Consider the following 24,756-nt stretch of genomic DNA (forward strand, 5'->3'; position numbering starts at 1 on the left):
GCAAGGGGGCATGGCGGCGGGAGTTGTCTCTTTCATTTATCAAACCATAACGTGAAATGGTTGCCATGCCTGTATTATACCTTTTTAGAGTCTTGTTTTTCGTTTAAGCACCGCTATTCATGCTTTCCGTCAATATTCCTTGCAATTCATGGCAAAAAGGTGTAATTCTTCGCTAAATGCCCCCTTGACGATTATGCGCTTAAAATCGCTGACAAACCCCTCACGAATCGCCCAATCCCCTCGGCTGCGGTTTCTTTTTGCAGGGCACCATAGGCAACGCGCAGATAACACCCGTCTTCCATGCCAAAGGTTGTACCTGGAATAACCGCGACACCATGTTCGCGGATCAGTCTTTCTACCAAGTCCATTGCAGGTAATTTTGTATGGACTCTCAGCAGAAAATAAAAAGCTCCATCTGCTGGGGGAATGGTGCATAAATGTTGGATGCGATCGCATTCGTTGAGGACAATTTCTCGCACAGAGGCGATCGCTTCTAGCTTTTCCTTGCAGTAGCCTACTCCCGCTTGCAATGCTCCGAATGCGGCATACTGGGAAATCACTGGGGGACAAATCAAAATCGTATCCTGAATCTTCTTGACGGCGATGAGGAGGTGTTTTGGCATCACCATATACCCGATGCGCCAGGACGCGAAACCGTAAGCTTTAGACAGCGAGAAGAGGGAAATTGTATGGAGGTGGCTGTCTGGAATCGCTGCTGGAGAAAAATGCTGCACGCCGTTGTAAGTAAAGTATTCATAGGCTTCATCGCTGATGTGATAGATGCCGCGATCGCGACAAATTTGATTCACTTCCCGCAATGAGGCTTCCAAATACACAGCTCCCGTGGGATTATTAGGTGAAATTGTCACAACTGCTCGCGTTTTTTCCGTAATTGCTTGCCGAATCGCCTCCGGACGGAGTTGATAATTCTCATCCGTCGTGACCAGAACCGGACGACAACCCGCCATTGTAATTGCCATCTCTTGGTTGAAGTAATAAGGCGTTTGAAGAATAATCTCATCGCCAGGATTCGCGATCGCTAACACCACATTCACGAACGCCATGTTACTGCCAGCCGTGACTACAATGCAGTTCTCAGCATTCATGTCAATCGCGTTCTCAAATTTTAATTTTTGAGCGATCGCCTCCAGCAACGGCGAGATACCTTGTACGGGTTTGTACTTGTGATTCTCTGGATCTGCCAGGAAATGGGACAGTTGCGCGATCGCTTCAGGCGGCGGACTATAATAAGCAACGCCTTGTCCCAAGGAAATCGTTCCCGGACAGCTACGAATTAATTCCCCAACAACGGGAATAATTGGTGACTGCACCGCCTGCATTCGAGAAGATTCAGTAAGCATACAAAACTCATCGTTCAGGGTTTATTGTGCATACTTCATAATATTTAAAATTTAACAATTACCTTTTTCTTGTTCTCCTTTTTAAAGGAGGTCAGGAATCAAAGGGTGGATTTTACAAGCTTAAATCCCCTAGCCCACTTTAAACGGGAAAGCTGGAAATTTGCATACAGTGAAGCCGAGATTCCCGACTTCTCTAAGAAGTCGGGAATCTGAACCGATGGCATCTCACAACTCCAATAAGATTGCTATATTGTTTCTGGATGGCTTAATTGAAACCCAGCGGCTTTTAGCTTCTGAGTTGACACTCGCGCATTGTAAGGTCGAACACTTTTCTGGGATTCATCCCAAGAAACTTTGGGTAGATTATGTTGGTTGCACACTCGCTCAAGAAGTTCTCGATAGGTCAAATGTGCATCATCCACCAAATTGTAAATACCTTGCAATTGATGCTTGCGGGCAAACTCGATAGCAGCAACAATGTCCTTTAGGTGAATCCAATTTGTTGTGTCTTCGCCGTTTCCTGGGCGAGTTGTACCAACAACTCGACTAAATATTTTGGATAATTCACGACCTGGCCCATGAATTCCCCCTAGACGAAGGATACAAACGCCTAACTTTTCAGTGGAAGCTGAGAGCAATATTTGCTCAGTATCACAGAGAACTCGACCATTTTGGTTAGCAGGTGTAACGGGTGATTCTTCATCCACCCATTCCCCATTTTTATCCCCGTAAACCGCATAACTTCCGGTGTAAATTAGCTGTCGCACCGAAGGAGTTTGTTTCAAGGCTGAGACTAAGCTATGGGCAGTTTTTAAATAAGTTTCTTCGTAAACATCGGCATTTTTTGCTCCAATACTGAGCAGTACAGTATCCCGATCTTCCAGCACCGATTGTAGACCTGCTAAATCCTTGCCTTTTACAAGGACGACTTGTTGAGCAACTGCTTCTAATTCTGAAATTCGTTCGGAAGAAGTTGTGGTTGCGGTGACAGTAAATCCTAACTCCTGACGCCAATATTGGGCAACTGTCTTACCCACATAACCACAGCCAATGATTGCAACGTTCATGAAGATTCCGATGTAAATAAATCTAAAGGTAAATGACCGTACATCTCGTTAATTCCGTCTTCATTCGCAGACTGGCAGGACACCAAAACTCCGCGATGTTCTCCTATGTACGGATTCAGATAACACAAGTTAGTCTTGGGGTTAAATTTAATATAAACAGAGCCATCAATCGGCGCTAAATTTTTATTAACTTCATAACCTAAAGCCGTTGCATAGGTTTTTAAAGCTTTAATCCCTTGCTCTGTTGTATCAGCACAAACCCCTAGTATTTGGTTATCAGAAAGCTCAGTTACCAAAAGTAGCGCTCGGCGAATTGAATCTTTATCCGGTGCATCTTCACTGGAATTTATCTTCAAGCAGTCGAAAACTTTGAGGATTTTATGTGCTTCTTGAACGGTTAAGTTTGACAAATTTTGGACAGACATAAATTCCTTGACTTACTGGGCTAATTCCCGCTCAATCGCTGCAATCAATTCTGGTGAATCTGGCTTCACGCTGCTATTAAATCGAGCCACGACTTCACCTTGCTTACTGACTAAGAATTTCTCAAAGTTCCAAGAAACATTTCCCGTAGGCTGTACTGCACTGGTAAGCCGAGCATACAGCGGATGCTGTTCTTGACCTTTGGCATGAACTTTGTCAAACATCTCAAAGCTGATGCCGTAGTTGGTCGTGCAGAAATTCATAATCTCTTCATTGCTACCGGGTTCTTGCGCTCCAAAGTCGTTGCAGGGAAATCCTAGAACGCGCAATCCCTTATCCTGATACTTTTGGTTTAACTGCTCTAATCCTTTGTACTGAGGCGTGTAGCCGCACTGGGAAGCGACATTCACGATTAAAAGTACCTTTCCGCCGTACTCGGAAAGTTGCTTATCTTCACCGTTGATAGTTTTTACTGCGATATCAGAGACTGTACTGCTCATTAATTTCATTCCTATACACCCTGATTGAGCTGTGTTTTCCCTTATCTGCGGTTAGCGATATTGGATTCTTCTTCGTTAGGGATGGGCGTTTTTTGAGGGGCTGGCTTGTAATATTCTTGCCAAATTTCTAGGCTGAGGATACAGGTCATCAACCACACAATCCCTGCTGCATAGCCAGCGACGACATCCGTAGGCCAATGGACGCCAAGATAAAGCCGACTCAGACCAATACCCGTAACCAATAGCAGTGTCCCGCTAGCGATCGCTATATGCCATTTACTCAACTGCTTGACCAGTAAATAGCCAAGTGCGCCGTAAACAACCATTGAAATCATCGCATGACCGCTAGGAAAGCTGTATTGACCCACATCAATGACCCGATCCCAAAGCGCCGGACGGGCGCGACCAAATACCACTTTGAGTAAATAGTTTAAGCCAACCGCACCCACTCCAGCGATCGCAAGTGTTATGGCTTGCCCTCGCCGACCGTCTCGGTACAGCCAAATCCCGAAGCCCAAGCAAATGACCAGCAACACCGTGGGTTCTCCCACAAATGTGAATCCCAGCATTAGCCGATCGAGCAGCGGCGCGTGCAGGCTTCTGATAACCACTAGAATTGCCGTATCAATGGCTTGGGTTTCTTTGTCTAAAACTTCGTCAGCAATTTGGGCAAATCCCCACAGCCCTAGGGCAGCAACGAATAGACCCGCTGCTGGAATCGTAAATAACAAGGGCAATATGTGCGATCGCCACCACTGCGGCAACGCGGAGATAACTCGCTTGGCAATTTCGCGCATGATCTGGCGGTTCTAATTTGCTAGAGGCTAGCCCAAGCTTGGGCAACGATGTCGCTAAGCCAGTGTCTTTGTGCCTGATCCAGCAGACTATCTTCTTCTAGCACTTGAGCGGTTAATTCGTCTAAAGACTGCCCCTCTTGACGGGCAATTTGAACGACTCCAGCGATCGCTGCTGCCACTAATTCTTCATCAACGGGCTTTTGCCGTAAGGCGACAATTTCTTGAGGACTGGCTGGGATGGGATAATTCATGGCGTAGGTCATAGTCTATGGGCGGGTTTAAAGGATTCATCGCTCAGGGCTTTCGTCGTGAGCGGTTCCCCGCCCGTCCAACAGTTGCACCCCTGTACATTAAGAAAATGAGAATTGTGTAAAGTTTTTTAATCGATTCTAAGCAATTCGTATCCGGAAGTTTAGCGCACTTTGACCCCGGTTCACTCTGTCTTTCTCAGGAATAGGTTCCCTAATGCAGATCGCCAATATGAGAGAAATACTTTACTTAGAAGTTCCTACCCCGGATATAGCCGCCGTCCGCGCCTGGTTGCAACAAGAGTACGATCCAGGAGCAGGGGAGAAAATGTTCACGCCTGACGGTATCAGACTGCAATTTCCCAATCCTGAGAGTCTTAAAAAAACGGATACAACCCAAAATCCCGCGATTCCGCAACCCGAACTCTCAATTTTTATTTGGTCGGTGCAGCGAACCACGTATCTGAAGGTCTTCCGTTGGGCACAGCAGGCTATCCCCGGTGAAAGAGAGATCCTGAAACAACTTACCTCGAATCTGAGAAGCCGGTTTCCCCAACAATATCCAGAACCACCGGCGATTGATTTGTCAAAGCAATCTATCTTTGAAGCTTTGGCTCACGATTACCCGGAAACCGTCCGCTTCTTTCAAAAAATGCCGAACGGGGAATATGACCTGAATCGCGTCTATTGGTGGGAGAAACGTTGGCGCGAGAGCGTTCGCAATCCGAAACAGCCAGCGCAGGTTATCTTCCGAAGAGACAGGGAAATCAGGAATCAAAAGGGAGATGAAGCCTTCACTGACTCCTCCGCCCTCCCCTCTGAGTCCATCCTTCGGGAAGGCAAAGCGCCCTCAGCCCTCAGCCCTCAGCCCTCAGCCCTCAGTCCTCAGTCCTCAGTCCTCCCCCCTCAGTCCTCTTCCTACGACCTGATCTATGTAGGTGGTGCCTTGGGCGTCATCCACGCTGCTGTCATGGCTCAACTCGGCTACCGGGTGCTATTGCTGGAACGGCTCCCTTTCGGGCGCATGAACCGGGAGTGGAACATTTCCCGCGATGAATTTCAAAGCTTGATTGATTTAGGCTTATTTACCCCGGCGGAATTTGAAAGCATTATTGCCGCGGAGTATGTAGACGGGTTTCACAAATTCTTCGATGCCAATAATCCGCCCAAGCTCAAAGCACAGGTATTGCATACCCCAACCGTGCTGAATGTGGGATTGGACGCCGAGAAACTGCTGCGTCTGTGTGGGGAAAAACTCACCAAAGCCGGTGGGGAAATTTGGGATGAGACGGAGTTTATCCGGGCTGATATTGAGCGATCGCAAGTTACCGTGCAAGCGAAACATCTGCCCAGCCAAGCTCAGCGCCAAGCTAGCGGACGCCTGCTAGTAGATGCGATGGGCACTGCTTCGCCGATTGCGTGGCAGTTGAATGGGGGTCGCACTTTTGATAGTGTTTGCCCAACCGTTGGGGCTGTGATTGCCAGCGGGTTTGAGCCGGGGGTCTGGGATGCCCAATACGGGGATGTGCTGAACAGTCACGGCGATATTTCGCGGGGACGGCAGCTGATTTGGGAGTTATTCCCCGCTGAAGGTGAAGAAGTGACCTTCTACTTATTCCACTATCATCAAGTGCATCCCGATAACCCCGGCTCGTTATTAGAAATGTATGAAGATTTTTTCAACATTTTGCCGGAGTATCGCCGCTGCGATATGGAGAAGCTGGTGTGGAAAAAACCGACATTTGGGTATATTCCGGGTCACTTTAGTGTTGGAAGTCGCGATCGCACGGTTGCTTTCGATCGGCTAATTAGCATTGGCGATGCCGCCTCTCTCCAATCTCCCCTCGTTTTTACCGGCTTTGGTTCCCTGGTTCGCAATCTCTCCCGTTTAACCAACCTTCTCGATACCGCCCTCAAACATGACTTGCTCCAAGCCCATCACTTAAATCAGATTCGCGCTTATCAAAGCAACGTCTCCGTTACCTGGTTATTTTCTAAAGGCATGATGGTTCCCACCGGCACCTACTTACCGCCGCAGCGAATTAACTCGATGCTGAATACCTTTTTCGGGCTTTTGGCGACAGAACCCCCAGAGGTGGCAGACACGTTTATTAAAGACCGAGTGAATTGGCTAACCTTCAATCGACTGGCGCTAAAAGCCGCTTGGATCAATCCAGCTTTGCTGTTATGGATTTGGCAACTTGCCGGTGCTAAAGATATCTTCCGCTGGCTGGGCAGCTATTTCAGCTTTACACTTCATGCCCTAGTTGTTTGGTTGCTGGGGGGTTGGTTTCCGGGTGCCCTCCGGCGTCTACAACCTTCACTAGAAGAACACTATCCTGCTTTGTGGTTATGGCTGCTGGCTCAGAGCTATGCCCTCACTGCTGGGATGGGGCGTCCTCAAAAGAACCATCAGCTTTCTACGCGGAAAGAGCAGAGGCAAACGTCTTCCGAGCGAGTCGCGATTAAAAATTAAAAATGCAAAATTAAAAAGAACAATGTTTAATTTTGTATTTTTAGGACTTACGCCGAGATCCCCCTTGCATCTCCCTTAAAAAGGGGGAACCGGAAAAGCCCCCTTTTTTAAGGGGGCTAGGGGGATCTAGATTTCAAGCTTTCAATGCGTAAGTCCTGATTTTTAATTTCTACGCGCCAGTTTTTCTGGGAAACGTTGGCAATTCTATCGACGCCAAGGATTTCCGCCCTTTCGGGGGACGCGCCGGATAAAGCAGAGGGGAAGGCCAGTTTGGTTGGGAGGGGATGGCATCAGGGCGCTGGGTGGGCACAGCAGCCGGAAATTCTCTGCGGGATATTACCTCCTCTTCTTGCTCAGCATTGTCTCCACTCGCATCTTCTGACCAGATTGCCTCTGGTTCAGAAGGCTCAAAGATGTACGAGGCAGGAGAAGCTGATTCGGCATTTTCTAGGGCATAGATCGTTCCAGCTTCATCGTTCTCATCTGGCTCGAAACTGACAGCCAGCAGCAGGTCTTCCAGTTCGTTCTCAATCGCGATACTTTCCTGGGTAGAAGCGATCGCTAATTCATCGCTGAAATCGTCGTTACCAGAGATTTCCAGCTCAGGGGGCATGAGAAAATCATCCATGAGCGGATCGGAGTCTGAGTCTAGCATTCCCCATTGCCATATCTCCTCTTCATCGGTGGCTTCGAGGCTCTCAGAGGCGGGTATTTCTTCTAACGGCTCCCATTCCCTCGAAACGAAGGCAGTTGGCTCTGTAATCGGTGCATAAGCCGGAGATGGTACTGAAATCTCCCAATCTTCCTCATTCTGGGCGGGGTCTTCCTGAAATGCCGGTTGCGCTGACCAAGGTTGAATCGGCGGCGCTTTGGGGAGGAGAGATTGAGAATCGTGGGCGTTTTTAAGATGGCGATGCGCCCAAGTGGGAGAAGGTCTGGTATCTGGTTCGATTTGGGTGGGGGGAGGCATTTCCAGACACTTTTCTAGCGCCGACTTGAATTGCAGGGTTTGGCGCTGCTGGCGTTGCAAACGGGTACGGAGTTCGCGGATTGTATTTTCGCTTTGCAACAGCGCGTGAGATTGTTCGTTATAGCGTTGCTGGGTGAAGGCACATTCCCGTTCAAGCTGGGCGATGCGTTCTTGGCTGTTTTCCAGCTGTTCTGTTACGGTTTCAATTAAGATTTGTTGGCGCTGGGCAGCTTGATGAGACGATTCTAGTTCTCGGAACATCCGGGTGACTTGTTCTTGCGTCCCGTTGAGTTCCTGGGTTGTAGAGGTGAGGATATTTTCTTGAGCTTGCGATCGCTGTCTTTGCAATTGCAACGCCTCCTGACAATCCCCCAGTGCCTTCTCTAGGTGATTCACTCGGCTGACTAAGTCCCGATTGCGCTGACGCATCTCCGCCAACAGTGGAAACAAATTTCCCGCCTCTGCTGGCAATGACTGCGGCTCAGACTTTTCCCGATGCACCCCATCCCCATCATCAGTTGTCTTTGCGGCATTCGCCTCATCGTCTACTAGCGCGGGTGAACGATGCACTAAGCTGACGACTTCTATTACTTCCACGAGAGTCTCGTCCTGTGCCGGTGCTGTCTCCTGTACAGGATCAAGGTTAGGATCTGTTTCATCCTTCACCGGATCTTCCACAGGATCGTCCATTGGAGAATCGGTTGATTGGGGGAAGGACTGGGACTGGTTAGCTTCTTGGGGGGTGTCAGCTTCACTCATTGCTCTGATTTAAGAGAAGGTCATGGGTGCTTGGAATGGACTGGCTGTAGCTTTATCAATTCACAGCTTTAGTTGCGCCTAGATTGCAATAATTCTAATAAGATTATTCCACGACGCTCTCGGAGTCACTCTACCATTTTCAAATTTCGCATCGACGAGGAAATCGAACTCAAATTGCTTGAGGTGCGACACGCACAAGAAGTTTATGCTTTGGTTGATTCTTGTCGCACCTCCCTACGGGAATGGCTTCCCTGGGTTGATGGCTCGAAAAGTCCTGAAGATACCAAGTTTTTCATTGAGGCTGCATTGAAACAATTTGCCGCCAATAATGGATTTCATGCTGGCATTTGGTATCAGGGCAAAATGGCAGGAGCAATTGGATGTCACGAAATTGATTGGGAAAATCGAGCCACTAGCATTGGGTATTGGCTGGGCGAGAATTTCCAAGGACGCGGGATAATGATTAAATCGTGTCGCACTTTGGTAAATCATACTCTGGTTGAGTTGAAGCTGAACCGAGTTGAAATTCGCGCTGCCGTGGAGAACTCTAAAAGTCGAGCGATTCCAGAGAAACTAGGATTTACCAATGAAGGAACGCTTCGCCAAGCTTGTTGGTTATACGACCATTTTGTAGATTTGGTTGTTTACGGGATGTTGGCACGCGATTGGCAAAGGTTAGCCCCACAATAATACTTTTCAAACTTAGGGCAGAAGGCGTTGCGCTCCGACAGGACTATTTTGCCCCTAAAGCATCACTCAACAAATCCCGATGCATCAGTGCCCGATCGACTAAAGATTGTATTTGATGGGGTGACAGGGGGTCGCCGTTGACGTAGTGTTCTAACCAAGTTTGACTAATCAAGTTGGGGTCGTCAGGCAATTGGGTTAAGTCCCACCCTGGCATATTGAGTTCTTCCATCAGCAAGCTAACTTTGGGGTCGTAGCTGAGGGCGAAACAACGGCATTCTTGTGCTGCCGCCATAATTAAGCTGTGGTAGCGCATCCCGATTGCCATCTCGACACCCTGAAATAATCCTTTCAATTCTCTAGGGTCTTGAAGAGAAAAAATATGGCTGGCACCCGTTAATTGCGGTTGAATTGACTGAGCGATCGCTAGATCCTGACTTGCTTGAAATGGCACCAGTAAAATGCAGGTCTGAGTAGCTTTTTGAAAGTCAATCAAGGCGCGAGTTAAGTTATCAAGTCGGGCGGGAGTCAGTTGGGGATGCGATCGCAAGGTGACGGCGACTCTGGGTGCTGGTAAATCCCACAGTCCCTTCACTGGCTTCGCGTCTAACGCCCAAACCGGGTCTGGGGCTTGGATATAGGGGATTTTCCAATCCATCAGCAGGGCAGCAGAGGCGCGATCGCGCACGCTGACGGCATGGCAACCCGCGATCGCTTTTCGCGTTATCCAGCGAGTCGAATTGCGGTTCAAAGGGCCAATTCCCTGCGCCCAAGCAATGGTTTTTAAGCCCCGCTTCTGGGCTAATCCCATTAATCCCGCGTAGTAGAGGGGACTTAGGGCACTGGTGGCGTCTTGCATCAGACTCCCACCGCCCCAGATGAAAACATCCGATTTACGGAGTGCTTGCTGCACTGGGAAAAAAGCTTTGCGCGAGCAACTTTCTACGCCATAGCGATCGCGCGTCTTTTTAGGGTTCGCAGAAAGCACAATCGGCGTCACATAAGGCGGTAACATTTGCAGCAGCGATGCCAGCAATGCCTCATCGCCTGCATTGCCCTGCCCATAATATCCGCACAAAACCGCTCGAATTCCCATGCTCAAACTTTACCAGCAAAACTGAGCGGTACTATAAGAAAAAGAGTGATGAGTTTTGAATGATGTTGGCGAAGCGGTGCTTAGCACGGGTTGAGTTAAGACTTCTAATTCAAAACTTCAACCTCAACCCTCAAAAACTTCTTTATGCACGCACTCTCAATTCCTACCTGGATTATTCACGTTTCCAGCGTCATCGAGTGGATTGCCGCCATTTGGTTGATCTGGATCTACGGCGAAGTGACTCGCAATCGGGCTTGGTGGGCGTTATCCTTCGCCATGCTACCGGCATTAGTCAGCGCCATGTGTGCTTGCACTTGGCACTATTTTGACAACCCAGAATCCTTAGAATGGCTGGTTACGCTTCAGGCGGCGATGACTTTGCTGGGTAACTTCACCCTTTTGGTGGCTGCTTGGTGGATTTGGCGTTCATCACCCGTGGCTAATCAAAAAGACGATGCGCCAATTATCTCTCCAAAAGCACGGTAATGTCTAAAGAAACCCTTTTTGCACTCTCTCTATTCCCCTATTTAGGCTTTCTCTGGTTTCTGACGCGAAGCGGGCAGATGCCGCGTTTGGCTTTAATTGGTTTCTACATGACCTTGGTTTTTGTGGGCGTCACAATTCCGGCTGGAATTTATGCCCAAGTTGCCTATGGGGAATCCTTAGCAAATGTCGATTGGCTGCACGGTGGCGCAGAGGTTTTTCTGACGCTTTCTAATATTCTGATTGTCTTGGGATTTCGGCAGGCAGTGATTCAAAAACGCCAAGTCATTAAGTAAGGGAAACCTCACGCTTTCTCCCTTTTAGAAGGTAAGTTTCCATTTCTCCTTTGCCTTTGACCTGAATCGAGCCTCTCTGCTCCAACGCATATCGATTCTGTAAGTATTCGTAAGTTGTAGCCGTTACTTGAATTTCACCTGGCAATCCGTGGGATTCCATCCGGCTGGCGATGTTCACGGTATCCCCCCAAAGGTCATAGATGAACTTTTTAGTGCCGATAACTCCAGCAACTACCGGGCCAGTATTAATGCCAATGCGGATACTGAGTGTTTGATGATGTTTGGCGTTGAATTGGTCAATTTCTTTTTGCATATCGATTGCCATTTGGGCGATCGCTTCTGCATGATCGGGTCGGGGTTCGGGAAGACCTCCTACCACCATGTAGGCATCGCCAATTGTCTTGATTTTCTCCAAGTTATGCCGTTCAGTGAGGCGATCGAACCCGGAGAAAATTTCGTTCAGCAACCAGACAAGTTCTTTCGGTGATATCTTTTCTGAAAGCTGAGTAAAGTTAACCAGATCGGCAAATAAAATCGTCACTTCAGCAAATCCATCGGCAATGTTACTTTGCCCGTCTTTGAGTTGTCTGGCAATCGGCTCTGGCAAGATATTAAGTAACAAGTTGTCAGACTTCTCCTGTTCTACCGTCAGTTGCTGATTTGACTCCCGCAATTGCGCCGTGCGTTCGATGACGCGCAACTCTAGCTCCTTGGAAGTTTGGCGCAGCCTGCCGATCACCAGAGCAATTCCTAACAGCCCCAATAGAGATAGGAGCGCTAACATTACGAAAGTTCCTCGCAGTCCTGCATGAGTTTTTGCCATGAACTCATCCAGAGGACTGGAGATTTCCAAAATCCCTCGAACATCCCCTACTTTCCAGTCTTTTTTAGGGCTATCCGGGTGAGTATTGTGGCAAGCAACGCAGCTAGCCTTCATGAGATCGGCTTGTGCATATCGCAATGACAAACGCCCTTGAAACTTCTCCAAGCGAACAAAGGGTCGATCGGGATGTTGCCTCAAGGCGCGAAGCGCTTCCCACTCAAAATTGTCTTTGGGGCCACCTGTCGCTTGCCGCTGGCGAAAGGGATACTCACTATAAAGTCGGACTGACATCCCAGGGTTTTTTTGAACGAGGCGGTGACTGAGTTCTATCAAGAATGTCGCTGGTACGGGAATTGCCTTTTCTAGAGCAGTGTAGTTGTCGGTAATGGTGATTTCAGGAACTGCTTCTATCCGCTTCAGGATCTCGGAGCTGTAGAGAGTGCGTGCTTCCTCTATCGCTTGGGCATACAAGGCTGCATTCTGAAGTGCTTGTGATTGAATTAGGTTTGACGAGAGATGGGACATATTCCACAAAGCTCCCGCTACTCCAGCACACAATAGGAGTGTCAAGACCAGAATTGTCTGTTTATTTAGCAGTTGAATGATTTTTGCTAGACTTTTCGCAATTGACTGGCGAATTGTACGCCTATCTACACGGGAGCCTTGCAGCGTCATCGAATCTCTCCTACTGTTTCATATAGCGATACCTTATATTCCAAGCAGAACACCCTTTAGCTTCTGTTTTAAGCTACGACAAGCCTAACTAGACTACCGCAGTCAGGCTAAATTTCCGGAGACTTTGCAAAAGAGCAAAAGTTTGAGGCTTGTTCTAGCGCCACGCTGAAAAAATGCCTTATGTCAAGGTTTTACACCCATTTTTTTATCTATCTTTTATCTAAATTAGGATTAGATTTTACTGACTAAACGTTGGCACGCTTTGAATTGACTTAAATAATATAAATTTTCAATACTATTATTAATAACCAGTTCTTCCCTATCAGTTTTATTATGCCACAAAAACTTTATTACAATCTAGATACTAGCAATAATAATTTAAAGATTGCCAGGAATAAACAATTTTAAAATTTCGGATAAATTAGCCAATATTAACGAGCATTATTATAAACAATCGCCCATCAAATCTACATACTGCTTGAAGAATTTCGATAAATGTTCAAGACAAAAACGTTACGAGTTCAAGGCTTTATATCCTCCCAATAGAAGTAGCCAAACCACCACAATTAGCCAATGAATTGCCACGGGCATCCATAGAGAGCCACTTTGAAAATAGGCAAGAGTACAAATAACACCTAGAAGTGCTGCCAAGAATAGAAAAACTGGGTCAAAAAAACTTCGGAGTCCATCGGGGTAGAAAGTTACGGCATTTAGCGGATGATAGATAATAAACATTGCTAAACTAATACCTCCCCAAAGCCACAGAGTAGTAGGGGTAGCTTTTTCTGTAGGGTGAGGGAGTAGTAAAATCCGAAAAAATAACTCTTCAGATATGGCGGGAGACAACAGACAACGCGCCATTACACCGATAATAATTTCCCAGGATGTTTCTACATCGAGTTTTAAAAAACCAAATTTGAATCCAATAGGTAATGAAATCAAGGCATATATCAGTACCAAAGCAGCAGAATATAGCCACGCTTTGGCATCAGGAATTGTAGAGGCGGCTGTAACTAAGCGATGAACGATTCCCAGCTTTGGTGAAAGCGCGATCGCATCTAGCGAAAGCTCAAACGTGGCTGCGATCGCTGGTACATTACTAATATACGCATCAACCATTAAAATACTTCCTTTAATAGGTGTTTCCTCAAAATAAAATTCTGTTATCAATAGCCTTTTTCGTTAAGTGAAGTAATCTGCCAGTATCCTATACTATAGGCTTAATGAATATCCCTCGGAAAAAAAAATCGGTAATAGTATAAACAAAGTTATCTGTGTAAAAAGGGTAGACTAAGAGGTACATACGGGTAAGTTTAAACTCTGCGTACCTCTGAGTAAACCATTTCACCCTTAATGTTGAAAAACATACTGTTAAGCAAGTTTGCGAAGCTTTCTCTTAATGAGAATCTCTACCTGTCGGAAGAGATAATGGTCAAATTTGTGTAACAAACTTGAAGAATTAGTACGGCTTTAATAATAAAAATTCTCAACTTTAACTTGGAGGGACATTATGGGAATCGGCGATATGTTCAGAAACATACCCGGTTTGAATAGGGAAGGAGGCGATCGAGATCGGGAGTATAGCGATCGCAATGAAGATCGGGAGTACCGCGATCGCAATGAAGATCGAGAATACCGCGATCGCAATGAAGATCGGGAGTACCGCGATCAAAATCGGGAGTATAGCGATCGCAATGAAAATCGGGAGTACCGCGATCGCAATGAAGATCGAGAGTACCGCGATCGCAATGATCGCAATGAAGATCGGGAATACCGCGATCGCGATAGGTATCGTGACGGAAATGATGATGACGATGATGACGATCGCAAAGATAGATATCGTAGTGAACATCGCGATGATGATGACGACGATGATGACGAACATAAGCACAGCCATCGCCGCAAACACCATGACGATGATGACGACGACTAAAATGGTCGGGTTGGATTAACCATCCACACAATCTGCCAAAGAATTAAATGGCGTTAGCTCAATAGCTGACGCCATTCCTGCTTAAAATGAACCCAGGCAATACTTTTAAGCTTAAAATCTGTCGTAGACAGGAAAAAATAAATGCAGAATTCATCAGCCTCGACGGGGCAAATCCGCGCCCACGTAATCGTTTCAGGAACCGTTCAGGGAGTTGGTTTTCGGTTCTCAACGTTGGATGAAGCGATCCAGCTAGGCGTCAGCGGCTGGGTGCAAAATCTCCCCGATGGGCGTGTAGAAGCTGTTTTTGAAGGAAGCAAGGCAGATGTTGAAGAGGTAATTCAATGGTGTCACAAAGGGCCACCTGCTGCTGTGGTGAAAGCGGTGGCGGTTGAGTACGAAACGCCAGAAGGATTGCGCGGATTTGAAATGTGGCGATAGAGGCAATTTTAGCAGGTCGCGATGACTCCACTTCTACGGCGATCGCCAGCGCCGGTTATTAATCCTTCCGAATTTTCCATGACACTATGAACGCCACCAAAAAACATATTCTTTTGTTTCCAAAAAATCAATTCATTACTACCTGGAAGCATCAGATTTTTAAGTTCTTCTTCGCTAAAGCCGGGTTCAAGATTAAAAATATCACTTTCCCAATGAACGCGAGGATGGTTTACTGCTGCATCAACGTCCATTTTAAAATCAATAATATTAGAAATAACTTGTAAAATTGCAGTTCTAATTCGATTCGAGCCACCAGAACCTAAAACAATCTCTGGTTGATTATTCTTAAGTACAATAGTCGGAGCCATCATTGAAGAAATCCGCGTATTTTCTTCCCAGTTATGAAATCCATGCGGATTTAAATCAGCTTCTCCTAGCATATTATTCAGCATAATCCCAGTTCCCGGAATCACATAAGAAGACCCTTCTCCGTTGGAAGTGGTAACACTCGCCGCATTGCCTTCGCTATCAACCACACTGATATGAGTAGTGCTTCCCCATTTATTGGCAACTTCAGTTAATTGACCTTCATAAATAGCCAAATGTTCAGATGATAAAAAAGTTTGGGCAATATCTTCTGTATGAGTATAAGCGTCATATCTATCCGTTCTGGCTTCATTGGTTAGGCGCATCACATGAGCTAATATTTCTAAATGGCGAGAACTGCCAAACTCTATATTAGTTAAATCAACTTTTGAAAGCAGTTCTAAAGCAAAAGCAATCAGAATACCTCCAGAACTGGGTGGAGGATTTGTTAAGAAGGTGTTTCCCCGGTAATTCATCACCAGCGGCTTTCTCTCAATTACTCGATAATTCTTAAGGTCTTCTAAGGTTAAGTAACCTCCATAATCTTGGCAATCGTTGACTAAGCGTTGGGCAATTTCACCCTCGTAAAATTCTCTAATTCCACTTTCAGATAAATAAGTTAACGTATCAGCAAAATCACTCATCAAAACTGTTCCTCCAGGCTGGACGAGTTTCCCCTCTGGGGCAAAAACCTGCTGCATCTCTTTAGAGCCAAGCAGCATGGGGCTGAGGATTGTCAAACAATAATAGGTAAAATCGTTTAGTTCAACACCCGTCTTTGCATAACGGATTGCCGGTTCAGCAACCACCTTAAAAGGTAATCTACCTAATTTTTGATGAACGTGGAAAACCCCCTTGAGGTTTCCTGGGACAGCCATTGAACCAAGCCCAATATGGAACTCTTGGACTGCATCGCCAAAATTAATTGCAACTGGATAAAAGTTAAGATTTTCCTGACTTTTTTTCTGACGTGGCGTTTGAGAAAAGAAGTCAAACAAAATATTTTGATTATCCTGAGTATGGGCTAAAAGAAACCCACCACCCCCCGCAGATGTCAGCGCAGTTTCGGTAACGCAAGAGGCTAGGATTGCAGCCGCCGCCGCATCAAATGCGTTCCCCCCTAATTGGAGCATCTCAATTCCAGCTTCGGCTGTTTTTTGATGTCCAGCAGCAATAACACCGTGAGTTTTTTTATACATAAATATTGAGTACGAAAAACTAGAGGGAATAGAAGCTAGGTTATCAGTATGTAGGGCGATCGCGCTTTCTTATATTTGCATGATGAGAGTGTCATGAGTATCGGATCGCGATTGAATATAATAAAATTGGCAGGACAAACGAAATGATATTACCGACTTTACTAGAGATCGAGGATTCTATCTGTGCCTTATGCCTCGAAAAACAACAGTGGTTGCTGAAAGGTATCCCTTGGTAAGGGCAAAACAGGAAATCTACACAAGATAAACTCGTTGATTTAAAACACATGAAAAACTACCTGAGAGGGCTAGCACTCCAAGCATCTCAGCAGAAATCGCGGAAATCGATGAGGAGTTGCCGTTGCTGAAATAGATGGTTTAGCAACCCGGAGAGATTCAGGGAAGCGATCGCTTTCAGCTTGGGTGAGGGTGTATCCAGATAGCGATCGCTTCCCTAAGATGTGCTTCGGGGAATCCTTGCAGCTAGGGTTCAGCGTTTTTATTAATTTTTTTATCTAAGTTAGATGAATTTTTTCACCCTGTCTATAACATTACATTTGGACTTCAATCCCTAACGCATACAAAAACCAGGAATTATACCCGATGGAAACTCAATTATTCAACACTCATATTGAAGATTCGCATATTCTCTTAACTCCAAATGAAGTTAAATCAAAATTACCTTTAACAGATGAGGCAGAAAAAACCGTTTTAAACTTTAGGAATGAAATAGAGGATATCCTAGATGGGAAAGATAGTCGAAAATTTATTGTAGTTGGCCCTTGTTCTATTCATGATGTAAAATCTGCTGAAGAATATGCTTATAGGCTAAAAAATCTCTCCGATCGAGTGAACGATAAGCTGCTGCTGATCATGAGAGTGTATTTTGAAAAACCAAGGACTACTGTGGGATGGAAAGGATTAATTAACGATCCGGATATGGATGATTCTTTTCACATAGAAAAGGGTTTATTAACTGCACGGAGTTTATTAATCAAAATAACTGAATTGGGATTACCTGCTGCTACAGAAGCTCTCGATCCTATAGTCCCACAATATATTGGCGAATTGATTGCATGGTCTGCAATTGGGGCACGCACAACCGAATCGCAAACTCACCGCGAAATGGCAAGCGGACTTTCAATGCCAGTAGGTTTTAAAAATGGTACTGATGGTAGCGTTCAAGTCGCTTTAAATGCTCTGGAGTCAGCTAGAAAACCTCACCATTTTCTAGGGATTAATGCAACGGGACAGGTGAGCATTTTTAAAACGAAAGGAAATGCTTACGGTCATATTATTCTACGGGGCGGTGCCAAACAGCCTAACTTTGATGCTGCGAACGTAAAAATTGCGGAGGAGAAATTAAAAGCGGCTAATTTACCTCCAAAAATTGTCATTGACTGTAGTCACGGAAATTCAAATAAAGACTATAAAAAACAGTCGGCAGTTTTTGAAAATGTTATTCAACAAATAGTAGAAGGAAATTCATCTATTGTTGGCATGATGCTGGAATCAAATTTGTACGAAGGCAATCAACCCATTCCTAGCCAATTAGAAGAATTAAAATACGGTGTTTCGGTAACAGATAAATGTATTAATTGGGAGGAAACAGAAAGGATTATTTTAGCTGCCTACGAGAAGCTAAAGTAAAAAAGCAGTTTTTTAAAAGTGAGAACTGACAAGTCAGCGCAACGTTCTCGCCTGTGCTTGTAGTATCGGTGAAGGTAGTTTCACCGATACTAAACTAAGTGTTTTCTCCTTCTACTTGGAATGGATGTTCGCCTACACCTAGCTGCTTTTTTGAATCTTCTAACTGTTTCCAAAGCATTTCAAGGTCTTGGAAAGCTTTCTCTAGAGGAATTTTGCCATTGCTTGCCAGACAACTGATATAAGTTGCTTTTTGAGCAAATTCTTGTAGATTTGCATTAAAAACTAAATTTTCTGGTTTTACATCGCCATAGTAACGGCTGTGAGAATATATAAAATTGGAAGTTACTAACATTTTATTTATCTCCGCTTGTGAAATTCTGTATCTTAATTCTTACTATGCACTGCAATCTCTGTCGGGATAAGTGATAGCTGTCTACAAAAAAAGTGACGCATATCAACCTTATGAGTGATGAAACTAATTAATAAAAGTTAAAGTCGCACTCAATTGAGTGACAGCAATCTCAATAAATGCGATCGCTATCTTCCGCTTATGTGATGCAAATCACAAGAAGCAGCTCCTTTGTATTTTGCTCGTGGCAAATTTTAGACAAAGCGATCGCAAAGTAGCATCCCAGAAACCCTAAGAATCGCGGGTGCTACTTTACCAATTTTGTTCAGTTAGTGAGTGACGAGATCGTTTTCCCCAGCTCTGGACTAAACTAGCGATCGCACAAACTTATCTAATCTGTCCATGCCTTTCTCAATCGAGGTCATATCCGTCGCGTAAGATAAACGGATGTGGTCATCGGCACCAAAAGCAATCCCTGGAATGGCAGCAACTTGCTGAGATTCTAGTAAAGCATCACAGAATTCTAGAGAAGTTAAACCCGTCTTGCCGATATTAATGAACAAATAGAAAGCACCGTCAGGCTTGGCACAACTGAGTCCAGAAATGGCGTTGAGACGCTCTAACATTACCTGTCGCCGTTCGGCAAAGGCGAGGCGCATTTGTTCCACGCACTCTTGAGAACTTTCCAAGGCAGCGATCGCGCCAAATTGTGCAAAAGTACACACATTCGAGGTGCTGTGCCCTTGGATGGTACTCATTGTTTTAATCAATTTTACGGGACCCGCGAGATAACCAATTCGCCAACCCGTCATTGAGTAGGCTTTTGCAAACCCATTGCTAATGAGGGTGCGCTCAAAAATCTCTTGTCCCAGGGAACCAATACTAATCTGTTGCACTCCATCATAGATAATCTTTTCGTAAATCTCATCGGAGACAACCAGAATATCTTTCTCTACCACCACCTCTGCCAATGCTGCCAACTCTGCTGGCGTATAGACGATGCCGGTGGGATTAGAAGGGGAATTGAGGACAAAGAGCTTCGTCCGTTCGGTACAAGATGAGCGGAGTTGCTCCGGCGTAATTTTATAGCCGGTGGAGGCATCTGTCTGCACAATCACCGGAGTCCCACCCGCTAGAACCACCATATCCGGATAACTGAGCCAGTAGGGAGCGGGGATAATCACCTCATCCCCCGCCTCAATCAGCGCCATGTGCAGGTTATAGAGGGAATGTTTGCCACCGTTGGTAACGATGACATTTTCAGCCATGTAGCTGAGTCCATTATCAGTTTGTAGCTTGTGAGCGATCGCTTGCCTTAACTTCGGTTCCCCCGCCGCTGGCCCGTACTTGGTCTTGCCCTCGTCTAGCGCTTTTTGGGCAGCGACTTTGATATGCGTCGGGGTATCGAAATCCGGTTCCCCAGCACTCAAACTACAAACATCCATTCCTTCTGCCTTCATCGCCTTGGCTTTAGCTGCGATCGCCAATGTTAAAGAAGGCTGTACTTGCTCCACTCGTGCTGCCAGCTTCATCCTTACCCCACTCTTGAGACTAACTTAGAGAGCCGTTGCCAAAGTAACTTAGCTTGTGCGATCGCGTTGCGCTGACTTGCCAGTTCGCTCTTGGTAACTCTCTAGTCTTTCAGAGTAGCCTGCAATCAGGCTCCAGGTTGGCATTTTTTTTACTTTTTAAACGAATTCCTTGTTTTTACCTGCATCCTGACAATTAACCACTAAGGCACAAAGACACTCAGGAAACACAAAGTTTTCCATTTTAGTGTCGTTGTACCTTAGAGGTTCTTTGAAAACACGCTTTGGCGCTTATGGATCTGGATAAACAGACCCCGCGCTCAAGCAATGGTTACATCTGGTGAGAGATAAACATCTTGGATGGCGTTAAATAGCTTCACTCCTTCCTCAAACGGACGCTGGAAGGTTTTACGACCGGAAATCAATCCAGTACCCCCAGCCCGTTTGTTAATGACGGCGGTGCGGATTGCTTCGGCAAAGTCGTTTTTACCCGACGCACCTCCGGAATTAATCAATCCAGCGCGACCAGAGTAGCAATTTAGCACCTGGTAGCGGGTGAGATCGATCGGGTGGTCGGTCGTCAGGTCGGTGTAAACTCGATCGTGGGTTTTGCCGTAACTTTGACCTGTGGCTTTGGCAACCGCAGCATATCCGTTGTTGCATTCAGGCAGCTTTTGTTTAATGATGTCTGCTTGAATGGTCACGCCCAAGTGATTTGCCTGAGCCGTGAGATCCCCTGCCAGGTGATAGTCTTTGTCTTGCTTAAAAGCGTTATTCCGGAGATAGCACCAAAGGATGGTTGCCATCCCATATTCGTGGGCGAGTTCAAAAGCTTGGCTGACTTCCTGAATTTGGCGGGTAGATTGATCTGAACCAAAGTAAATCGTTGCCCCGACCGCAGTTGCCCCCAAATTCCATGCTTGCTCGATAGAGGCAAACATTATCTGGTCGAATTGATTGGGGTAAGTGAGCAGTTCGTTGTGGTTAATCTTGAGAATGAAGGGGATTTTGTGGGCATACTTGCGAGAAACCATGCCCAAAACGCCCAGCGTGGTAGCAACGGCATTGCAACCGGCAGCGATCGCGAGTTTGACGATATTCTCAGGATCGAAATACATCGGGTTGGGTGCAAAAGAAGCACCCGCTGAGTGTTCGATGCCTTGGTCTACTGGCAGGATGGAAAGATATCCAGTATCGGCTAAACGCCCGGTTGAATACAGTTGCTGGAGACTCCGCAGCACTTGCGGGTTGCGATCGCTAGCAGCAAAAATTCGGTCTACAAAATCAGGCCCTGGCAGATGCAGTAAATCTTTAGAAATCTTCGCTTTGTGAGTCAGAAGGTCTTCTGCTTCTTGACCAAGATTCGACTCTAGAAAACTGGGCATAGATAGCGTAGTAGTCATAGCCGTTTTCCTAAAAACTTGAGTTTTGGTGGGCAGTACTGATGCAGGGAAGAGGGGTAATCAATCAAAAGTTTTGTTAGAGTAGCGCGTGTTTAATTCTGAGTTTTGAGTTTAAAATGCTTTATTCAAAACTCATCACTCCAATTCCAATTACCACCCGTCTTTAATCAACGAGAGAAGTATCCTTAAAAGCTAGCGTACCGCTTCAAGTTTCAACTTGCTCTTTTGGTGGAAATCCGTGCTGTTCTCTACCCGGTGGCCCGTCGTACTTCTTTGATGTTTTGTAAAGTTCAAAGCGCCCATCAGCAGCATAGGTTGCATAACGCGATCGCACGGCTTGCATTTCCTCTGGAGTCATCGGCGTGAAACCCCTGGCAATATTCAAGTTCTGGCGCAGCACTTGTAGCGAGTCAATCCCACTCACTGTCGTCGCCACGGGAAGACTCATGGCATAGCGTAACGCTTCTTGAACGGTGACAACGCCTGCTTTAATCGGTTCGCCCTCACCGCCGAGACTTTTCATGCCAATGGCGGCAATCCCGCGCTTGTTGAGTTCTGGGAGAACTTGTTTCTCAAAGCTGCGAAAGCTGGCGTCAAAACAATTCAGTGGCAGTTGCACCGTATCAAAGGGGTAATCATAGGAAAGCATTTTCAGGTGAATTGCCGGATCTTTGTGACCTGTGAAGCCAACAAACCGAACTTTACCCTGCTGCTTGGCTTCATCTAAAGCCTCGATAACACCCCCTTTGGCGAAATGCCTTTCCGGGTCGTTGTCGTAAACAACTTCGTGAACTTGCCATAAGTCGATATAATCCGTCTTCAGACGCCGCAAAGATTGCTCTAGTTGCTGCATGGCGACTTTGCGATCGCGTCCGTGGGTACAAACTTTGGTCATCACAAAAGCTTTATCCCGCCGCCCTTGCAGCGCCTTCCCCAGCCGTTGTTCGCTGACACCTTCGTTATATTCCCAGGCGTTGTCCATAAAGGTGACACCCGCATCCAGCGCTTCTTGAACAATCCGAATCGCTTCGGGTTCGTTCGGAACTCCCAAGTGAAAGCCGCCGAGTGTCAGCGCGGAAACTTCTACGCCAGTGCGTCCGAGTTTTCGGCGGGGAATCTCGCCTGCTTTGATGGGCGTCGCCTGGGAAGTTGGCGATAGATTCGTTTCAGCATTGACTTGTTGGTGTGGGTGTAGCAAAATCCGATCGGCGATCGCGACTCCAGCTCCCAAAACGCCGAGTCGTTGCAGAAACTGCCTGCGCTTCCAGTTCAGAATTTCTTGGCGACGATTCTGGGCTGCGGTATCATCATGTGCATCTGGCATGAACTGACCCTGCTGATTTCTTTTATTTCTTCCTAGAATTAATATTTTTGTTAGTTTATTTCACCCGTCTCTAGATAGGTTATTCACTTCTCTTAAAAATCCAATTTATTAAGGCTTAACCTTTTTTTCAGGTGATTCCTAACAAATATGCTTTTCCAATGCACCGCCGCACTCGTCACTTTAGCAACCGTTGACCTTGAAGTTCTAGTGCTTTTCTATACCAATCTGCTCAACCAAAACCCAAATCCCTACATCCCGAATATTTACGCTGAATTTCAGTTGCCTGGATTTCGCTTAGGAATTTTCAGACCTAAAGAAACGCACTTATCAGAGTTTGAATCAGCTAAAAGTGGAATGAGCTTGTGTTTAGAAGTGACTGACTTAGAAGGGGCAATTTCTCACCTAACTGCCCTCGGATACCCACCCCCAGGAGAAATTTTTATCGCTTCTCATGGCAGAGAAATCTATGCTTACGATCCCGTAGGAAATCGGTTAATTCTTCACCAAGTATTTGCTATTTGTTAAAATTTTTACTTATTTTCGAAGGAAAGGTATCGCTTGATAATTTTAAATTTGCATGATTTAAAATTATCCAATAGTGTGTGAAATTAGATTTTGAAATCTAAATTTGAAACAGGATTACTTGAGGTAAACGGCTAAGTCAGAAAAACTACAAAAACTATAGATTAGTAACAGGATGGCGAGAATCTGCATCACGCGCAAATGGGGCGAGGGCATCAGAGTTTCGCGTACCCACATTGACATCGCAGCTCCAATGGCATAGCTTGAACTTAAAAGCAGATAAGGCCAGTCTTTGGTAATTTCCCAACTCATCAGTAAGCCGATAGCTAACCCGGTCATCAGCAACTCAACGAACCAAGGTGGATTGTACTGGCTAGAAAAAACTAAAGTGCGCCACCAAAATTGTATAGGTCTCATCGATCGGTTGTTATTTTTTAAAAGAGCCATTAACGATTAACTAACGGTTAATCGTTAATAAAAAAATCAATCTAGGACTACTAGTTAAGATAATCAAAATTAAACAGTTTGGCTATCTGCTTAGAGGTGCATCTGGAGGAGTTCCAGGGAAAATCTGCTGATTGTGCTGTTGTAAGTCAGCGATCGCTTCTTGTGTCTCAACTTGGGGAAATGCCTCATAGAAGCGACTGACACTGAGGAAAGGATCGGGTGTTTGGAGAATAATCACGCGATCGCTCCAAGATAATAGCCAATCGCCTAATCCTATCGGTGCCACCGGACTACAAACCCAAACCGCAGCAGGTTCTTGGGCTTTCAAAGCGTAAGCGGCGGCTGCCATTGTCATGCCGGTAGCAATGCCATCGTCAATCAAAATAGCGATCGCACCGCGAGGATTCACGGATAAGCAGCTAGGAGAAAGCTGACTGTAGAGCGCCGCAGCTTTTTCTTGGGCTTGGTGCAACGCCGCTTCCCGTAGCTGATTATTTTCGGGATCTTTCCGCGATCGCTTTGCCTGGTACCAGATAACGTGCCCATCTGACGTGACGGCACCAATCGCCAGTTCTGGATTTTCAGGACGGGTAATTTTTTTAGCGACAACGATATCCACCGCGCAACCCAGACAGCGTGCTACCGGCACAGCTACCGGAATGCCGCCGCGAGGCAGTGCATAAACGATCGGCTGAACGCTCAAGCCTTGAGCCTGGAGCTGCTTAATCTCTGCCAGAATAGGCTGAGCTAGCTGCTCGCCAGCAGTAATGCGATCGCGGAAAATTGGGGCTGATGACATGGCACCCTCCAGAAGTTGGCAGTGCGCTCGCCTCTATAATGGCTGATTTTCGCCAGATAAGGCAGAAATCGAGAGTCCATCCAAAGTATGAACTATCAAAGGGCAAGTGTGAACCCACCTTCAGCCTAAGAGTAACCGC

The 24,756-nt window shown here is 46.1% G+C and carries 25 protein-coding genes; 8 read left to right on the forward strand and 17 right to left on the reverse strand.

What is annotated here, in order from left to right; genetic code table 11:
- Positions 1-191: 191 nt before the first annotated feature.
- The 6 genes from NDI33_RS20650 to NDI33_RS20675 form a co-directional block, all read right to left on the reverse strand.
- Positions 192-1,361 (reverse strand): pyridoxal phosphate-dependent aminotransferase, encoded by a 1,170-nt coding sequence (locus NDI33_RS20650; protein ID WP_190672435.1) that lies wholly within the window; start codon positions 1,359-1,361, stop codon positions 192-194.
- Between the two features lie 245 nt (positions 1,362-1,606).
- Entirely contained in the window at positions 1,607-2,428 is an 822-nt protein-coding gene (locus NDI33_RS20655) for an SDR family oxidoreductase (protein ID WP_190672438.1), read from the reverse strand.
- Entirely contained in the window at positions 2,425-2,853 is a 429-nt protein-coding gene (locus tag NDI33_RS20660; RefSeq protein WP_190672440.1) for a DUF1824 family protein, read from the reverse strand. The genes NDI33_RS20655 and NDI33_RS20660 overlap by 4 nt, the downstream gene beginning before the upstream one ends.
- Positions 2,854-2,865: 12 nt before the next feature.
- On the reverse strand, positions 2,866-3,351 hold the full coding sequence (locus tag NDI33_RS20665) for a glutathione peroxidase (protein ID WP_190672442.1): 486 nt from the start codon (positions 3,349-3,351) through the stop codon (positions 2,866-2,868).
- A gap of 41 nt (positions 3,352-3,392) precedes the next feature.
- Positions 3,393-4,148: a phosphatase PAP2 family protein gene (locus tag NDI33_RS20670; RefSeq protein WP_190672445.1), complete on the reverse strand. Its 756-nt coding sequence runs from the start codon at positions 4,146-4,148 to the stop codon at positions 3,393-3,395.
- Positions 4,149-4,168: 20 nt separating this feature from the next.
- Positions 4,169-4,399 carry a hypothetical protein gene (locus tag NDI33_RS20675; RefSeq protein WP_190429539.1) on the reverse strand — a complete coding sequence of 77 codons (231 nt, stop codon included), beginning with the start codon at positions 4,397-4,399 and terminating at the stop codon, positions 4,169-4,171.
- Positions 4,400-4,628: 229 nt separating this feature from the next.
- On the opposite strand from NDI33_RS20675, the gene NDI33_RS20680 reads away from it, so the two are divergent.
- Positions 4,629-6,872, forward strand: a complete 2,244-nt coding sequence (locus NDI33_RS20680) for a flavin-dependent dehydrogenase (protein ID WP_190672542.1) — start codon at positions 4,629-4,631, stop codon at positions 6,870-6,872.
- A 169-nt stretch (positions 6,873-7,041) separates the two neighbouring features.
- Here the strand turns inward: NDI33_RS20680 and NDI33_RS20685 are convergent, their stop codons facing one another.
- Entirely contained in the window at positions 7,042-8,601 is a 1,560-nt protein-coding gene (locus NDI33_RS20685; RefSeq protein ID WP_190672447.1) for a hypothetical protein, read from the reverse strand.
- 135 nt (positions 8,602-8,736) lie between these two features.
- Between NDI33_RS20685 and NDI33_RS20690 the strand changes: the two genes are divergently transcribed.
- On the forward strand, positions 8,737-9,291 hold the full coding sequence (locus NDI33_RS20690) for a GNAT family N-acetyltransferase (RefSeq protein WP_190672545.1): 555 nt from the start codon (positions 8,737-8,739) through the stop codon (positions 9,289-9,291).
- Positions 9,292-9,334: 43 nt separating this feature from the next.
- Here NDI33_RS20690 and csaB read toward each other — a convergent pair whose 3' ends face one another.
- Positions 9,335-10,384, reverse strand: coding sequence for a polysaccharide pyruvyl transferase CsaB (gene csaB / locus NDI33_RS20695; RefSeq protein WP_190672450.1), 1,050 nt, complete (start codon positions 10,382-10,384; stop codon positions 9,335-9,337).
- Between the two features lie 144 nt (positions 10,385-10,528).
- Here csaB and NDI33_RS20700 point away from each other — a divergent pair, with 144 nt between their 5' ends.
- Complete coding sequence (locus tag NDI33_RS20700; protein WP_190672454.1) at positions 10,529-10,870, forward strand: DUF2499 domain-containing protein; 342 nt, start codon at positions 10,529-10,531, stop codon at positions 10,868-10,870.
- Positions 10,870-11,163 carry a DUF3593 domain-containing protein gene (locus tag NDI33_RS20705; protein WP_190410606.1) on the forward strand — a complete coding sequence of 98 codons (294 nt, stop codon included), beginning with the start codon at positions 10,870-10,872 and terminating at the stop codon, positions 11,161-11,163. Before NDI33_RS20700 ends, NDI33_RS20705 begins: the two co-directional genes overlap by 1 nt.
- On the opposite strand, the gene NDI33_RS20710 is transcribed toward NDI33_RS20705, so the two are convergent.
- A complete protein-coding gene (locus NDI33_RS20710) occupies positions 11,156-12,661 on the reverse strand; it encodes an adenylate/guanylate cyclase domain-containing protein (RefSeq protein WP_190410605.1) in 1,506 nt (501 codons plus the stop codon). The genes NDI33_RS20705 and NDI33_RS20710 overlap by 8 nt on opposite strands.
- A gap of 513 nt (positions 12,662-13,174) precedes the next feature.
- On the reverse strand, positions 13,175-13,780 hold the full coding sequence (locus NDI33_RS20715) for a CPBP family glutamic-type intramembrane protease (protein WP_190672456.1): 606 nt from the start codon (positions 13,778-13,780) through the stop codon (positions 13,175-13,177).
- A gap of 406 nt (positions 13,781-14,186) precedes the next feature.
- On the opposite strand from NDI33_RS20715, the gene NDI33_RS20720 reads away from it, so the two are divergent.
- Both NDI33_RS20720 and NDI33_RS20725 read left to right on the forward strand, forming a co-directional pair.
- Positions 14,187-14,594: a hypothetical protein gene (locus NDI33_RS20720; RefSeq protein WP_242032993.1), complete on the forward strand. Its 408-nt coding sequence runs from the start codon at positions 14,187-14,189 to the stop codon at positions 14,592-14,594.
- Positions 14,595-14,735: 141 nt separating this feature from the next.
- Positions 14,736-15,032: an acylphosphatase gene (locus NDI33_RS20725; protein ID WP_190439289.1), complete on the forward strand. Its 297-nt coding sequence runs from the start codon at positions 14,736-14,738 to the stop codon at positions 15,030-15,032.
- Positions 15,033-15,040: 8 nt separating this feature from the next.
- Here NDI33_RS20725 and ggt read toward each other — a convergent pair whose 3' ends face one another.
- Positions 15,041-16,597: a gamma-glutamyltransferase gene (ggt, locus tag NDI33_RS20730; protein WP_190672462.1), complete on the reverse strand. Its 1,557-nt coding sequence runs from the start codon at positions 16,595-16,597 to the stop codon at positions 15,041-15,043.
- Between the two features lie 600 nt (positions 16,598-17,197).
- Between ggt and NDI33_RS20735 the strand changes: the two genes are divergently transcribed.
- Positions 17,198-18,244 (forward strand): 3-deoxy-7-phosphoheptulonate synthase, encoded by a 1,047-nt coding sequence (locus NDI33_RS20735; protein WP_190672466.1) that lies wholly within the window; start codon positions 17,198-17,200, stop codon positions 18,242-18,244.
- Between the two features lie 94 nt (positions 18,245-18,338).
- Here NDI33_RS20735 and NDI33_RS20740 read toward each other — a convergent pair whose 3' ends face one another.
- From NDI33_RS20740 to NDI33_RS20755, 4 genes are all read right to left on the reverse strand, one after another.
- The gene (locus NDI33_RS20740) at positions 18,339-18,596 is read right to left on the reverse strand and encodes a hypothetical protein (protein WP_190534874.1); all 258 of its coding nucleotides are present in this window, start codon (positions 18,594-18,596) and stop codon (positions 18,339-18,341) included.
- 362 nt (positions 18,597-18,958) lie between these two features.
- Positions 18,959-20,125 (reverse strand): pyridoxal phosphate-dependent aminotransferase, encoded by a 1,167-nt coding sequence (locus tag NDI33_RS20745; protein WP_190672469.1) that lies wholly within the window; start codon positions 20,123-20,125, stop codon positions 18,959-18,961.
- Between the two features lie 317 nt (positions 20,126-20,442).
- The gene (locus NDI33_RS20750) at positions 20,443-21,525 is read right to left on the reverse strand and encodes a class I fructose-bisphosphate aldolase (protein WP_190672472.1); all 1,083 of its coding nucleotides are present in this window, start codon (positions 21,523-21,525) and stop codon (positions 20,443-20,445) included.
- A gap of 205 nt (positions 21,526-21,730) precedes the next feature.
- Positions 21,731-22,849 carry an aldo/keto reductase gene (locus tag NDI33_RS20755; RefSeq protein ID WP_190534885.1) on the reverse strand — a complete coding sequence of 373 codons (1,119 nt, stop codon included), beginning with the start codon at positions 22,847-22,849 and terminating at the stop codon, positions 21,731-21,733.
- Positions 22,850-22,996: 147 nt separating this feature from the next.
- Here NDI33_RS20755 and NDI33_RS20760 point away from each other — a divergent pair, with 147 nt between their 5' ends.
- Positions 22,997-23,374, forward strand: a complete 378-nt coding sequence (locus tag NDI33_RS20760) for a VOC family protein (RefSeq protein ID WP_190672475.1) — start codon at positions 22,997-22,999, stop codon at positions 23,372-23,374.
- 114 nt (positions 23,375-23,488) lie between these two features.
- Here NDI33_RS20760 and NDI33_RS20765 read toward each other — a convergent pair whose 3' ends face one another.
- Together NDI33_RS20765 and NDI33_RS20770 are read right to left on the reverse strand one after the other, a co-directional pair.
- Positions 23,489-23,788, reverse strand: a complete 300-nt coding sequence (locus NDI33_RS20765; RefSeq protein ID WP_190410594.1) for a hypothetical protein — start codon at positions 23,786-23,788, stop codon at positions 23,489-23,491.
- A gap of 112 nt (positions 23,789-23,900) precedes the next feature.
- Positions 23,901-24,617: a phosphoribosyltransferase family protein gene (locus tag NDI33_RS20770; protein WP_190534890.1), complete on the reverse strand. Its 717-nt coding sequence runs from the start codon at positions 24,615-24,617 to the stop codon at positions 23,901-23,903.
- Between the last annotated feature and the right edge of the window lie 139 nt (positions 24,618-24,756).

It is taken from the genome of Trichocoleus sp. DQ-A1 (assembly GCF_039961955.1).
GTDB lineage: Bacteria > Cyanobacteriota > Cyanobacteriia > Cyanobacteriales > FACHB-T130 > FACHB-T130.

Bases quoted from the DNA above. Each gene is read 5' to 3' on its own strand.
- NDI33_RS20760 (WP_190672475.1), top strand. From the start codon at position 22,997: ATGCTTTTCCAATGCACCGCCGCACTCGTCACTTTAGCAACCGTTGAC.
- NDI33_RS20765 (WP_190410594.1), bottom strand. From the start codon at position 23,788: ATGAGACCTATACAATTTTGGTGGCGCACTTTAGTTTTTTCTAGCCAG.
- NDI33_RS20710 (WP_190410605.1), bottom strand. From the start codon at position 12,661: ATGACGCTGCAAGGCTCCCGTGTAGATAGGCGTACAATTCGCCAGTCA.
- csaB (WP_190672450.1), bottom strand. From the start codon at position 10,384: ATGGGAATTCGAGCGGTTTTGTGCGGATATTATGGGCAGGGCAATGCA.
- NDI33_RS20715 (WP_190672456.1), bottom strand. From the start codon at position 13,780: ATGGTTGATGCGTATATTAGTAATGTACCAGCGATCGCAGCCACGTTT.
- NDI33_RS20675 (WP_190429539.1), bottom strand. From the start codon at position 4,399: ATGAATTATCCCATCCCAGCCAGTCCTCAAGAAATTGTCGCCTTACGG.
- NDI33_RS20735 (WP_190672466.1), top strand. From the start codon at position 17,198: ATGGAAACTCAATTATTCAACACTCATATTGAAGATTCGCATATTCTC.
- NDI33_RS20660 (WP_190672440.1), bottom strand. From the start codon at position 2,853: ATGTCTGTCCAAAATTTGTCAAACTTAACCGTTCAAGAAGCACATAAA.
- NDI33_RS20740 (WP_190534874.1), bottom strand. From the start codon at position 18,596: ATGTTAGTAACTTCCAATTTTATATATTCTCACAGCCGTTACTATGGC.
- NDI33_RS20700 (WP_190672454.1), top strand. From the start codon at position 10,529: ATGCACGCACTCTCAATTCCTACCTGGATTATTCACGTTTCCAGCGTC.
- NDI33_RS20750 (WP_190672472.1), bottom strand. From the start codon at position 21,525: ATGACTACTACGCTATCTATGCCCAGTTTTCTAGAGTCGAATCTTGGT.
- NDI33_RS20680 (WP_190672542.1), top strand. From the start codon at position 4,629: ATGAGAGAAATACTTTACTTAGAAGTTCCTACCCCGGATATAGCCGCC.
- NDI33_RS20720 (WP_242032993.1), top strand. From the start codon at position 14,187: ATGTTCAGAAACATACCCGGTTTGAATAGGGAAGGAGGCGATCGAGAT.
- NDI33_RS20770 (WP_190534890.1), bottom strand. From the start codon at position 24,617: ATGTCATCAGCCCCAATTTTCCGCGATCGCATTACTGCTGGCGAGCAG.
- NDI33_RS20705 (WP_190410606.1), top strand. From the start codon at position 10,870: ATGTCTAAAGAAACCCTTTTTGCACTCTCTCTATTCCCCTATTTAGGC.
- NDI33_RS20665 (WP_190672442.1), bottom strand. From the start codon at position 3,351: ATGAGCAGTACAGTCTCTGATATCGCAGTAAAAACTATCAACGGTGAA.
- NDI33_RS20725 (WP_190439289.1), top strand. From the start codon at position 14,736: ATGCAGAATTCATCAGCCTCGACGGGGCAAATCCGCGCCCACGTAATC.
- NDI33_RS20670 (WP_190672445.1), bottom strand. From the start codon at position 4,148: ATGCGCGAAATTGCCAAGCGAGTTATCTCCGCGTTGCCGCAGTGGTGG.
- ggt (WP_190672462.1), bottom strand. From the start codon at position 16,597: ATGTATAAAAAAACTCACGGTGTTATTGCTGCTGGACATCAAAAAACA.
- NDI33_RS20650 (WP_190672435.1), bottom strand. From the start codon at position 1,361: ATGCTTACTGAATCTTCTCGAATGCAGGCGGTGCAGTCACCAATTATT.
- NDI33_RS20745 (WP_190672469.1), bottom strand. From the start codon at position 20,125: ATGAAGCTGGCAGCACGAGTGGAGCAAGTACAGCCTTCTTTAACATTG.
- NDI33_RS20755 (WP_190534885.1), bottom strand. From the start codon at position 22,849: ATGCCAGATGCACATGATGATACCGCAGCCCAGAATCGTCGCCAAGAA.
- NDI33_RS20685 (WP_190672447.1), bottom strand. From the start codon at position 8,601: ATGAGTGAAGCTGACACCCCCCAAGAAGCTAACCAGTCCCAGTCCTTC.
- NDI33_RS20655 (WP_190672438.1), bottom strand. From the start codon at position 2,428: ATGAACGTTGCAATCATTGGCTGTGGTTATGTGGGTAAGACAGTTGCC.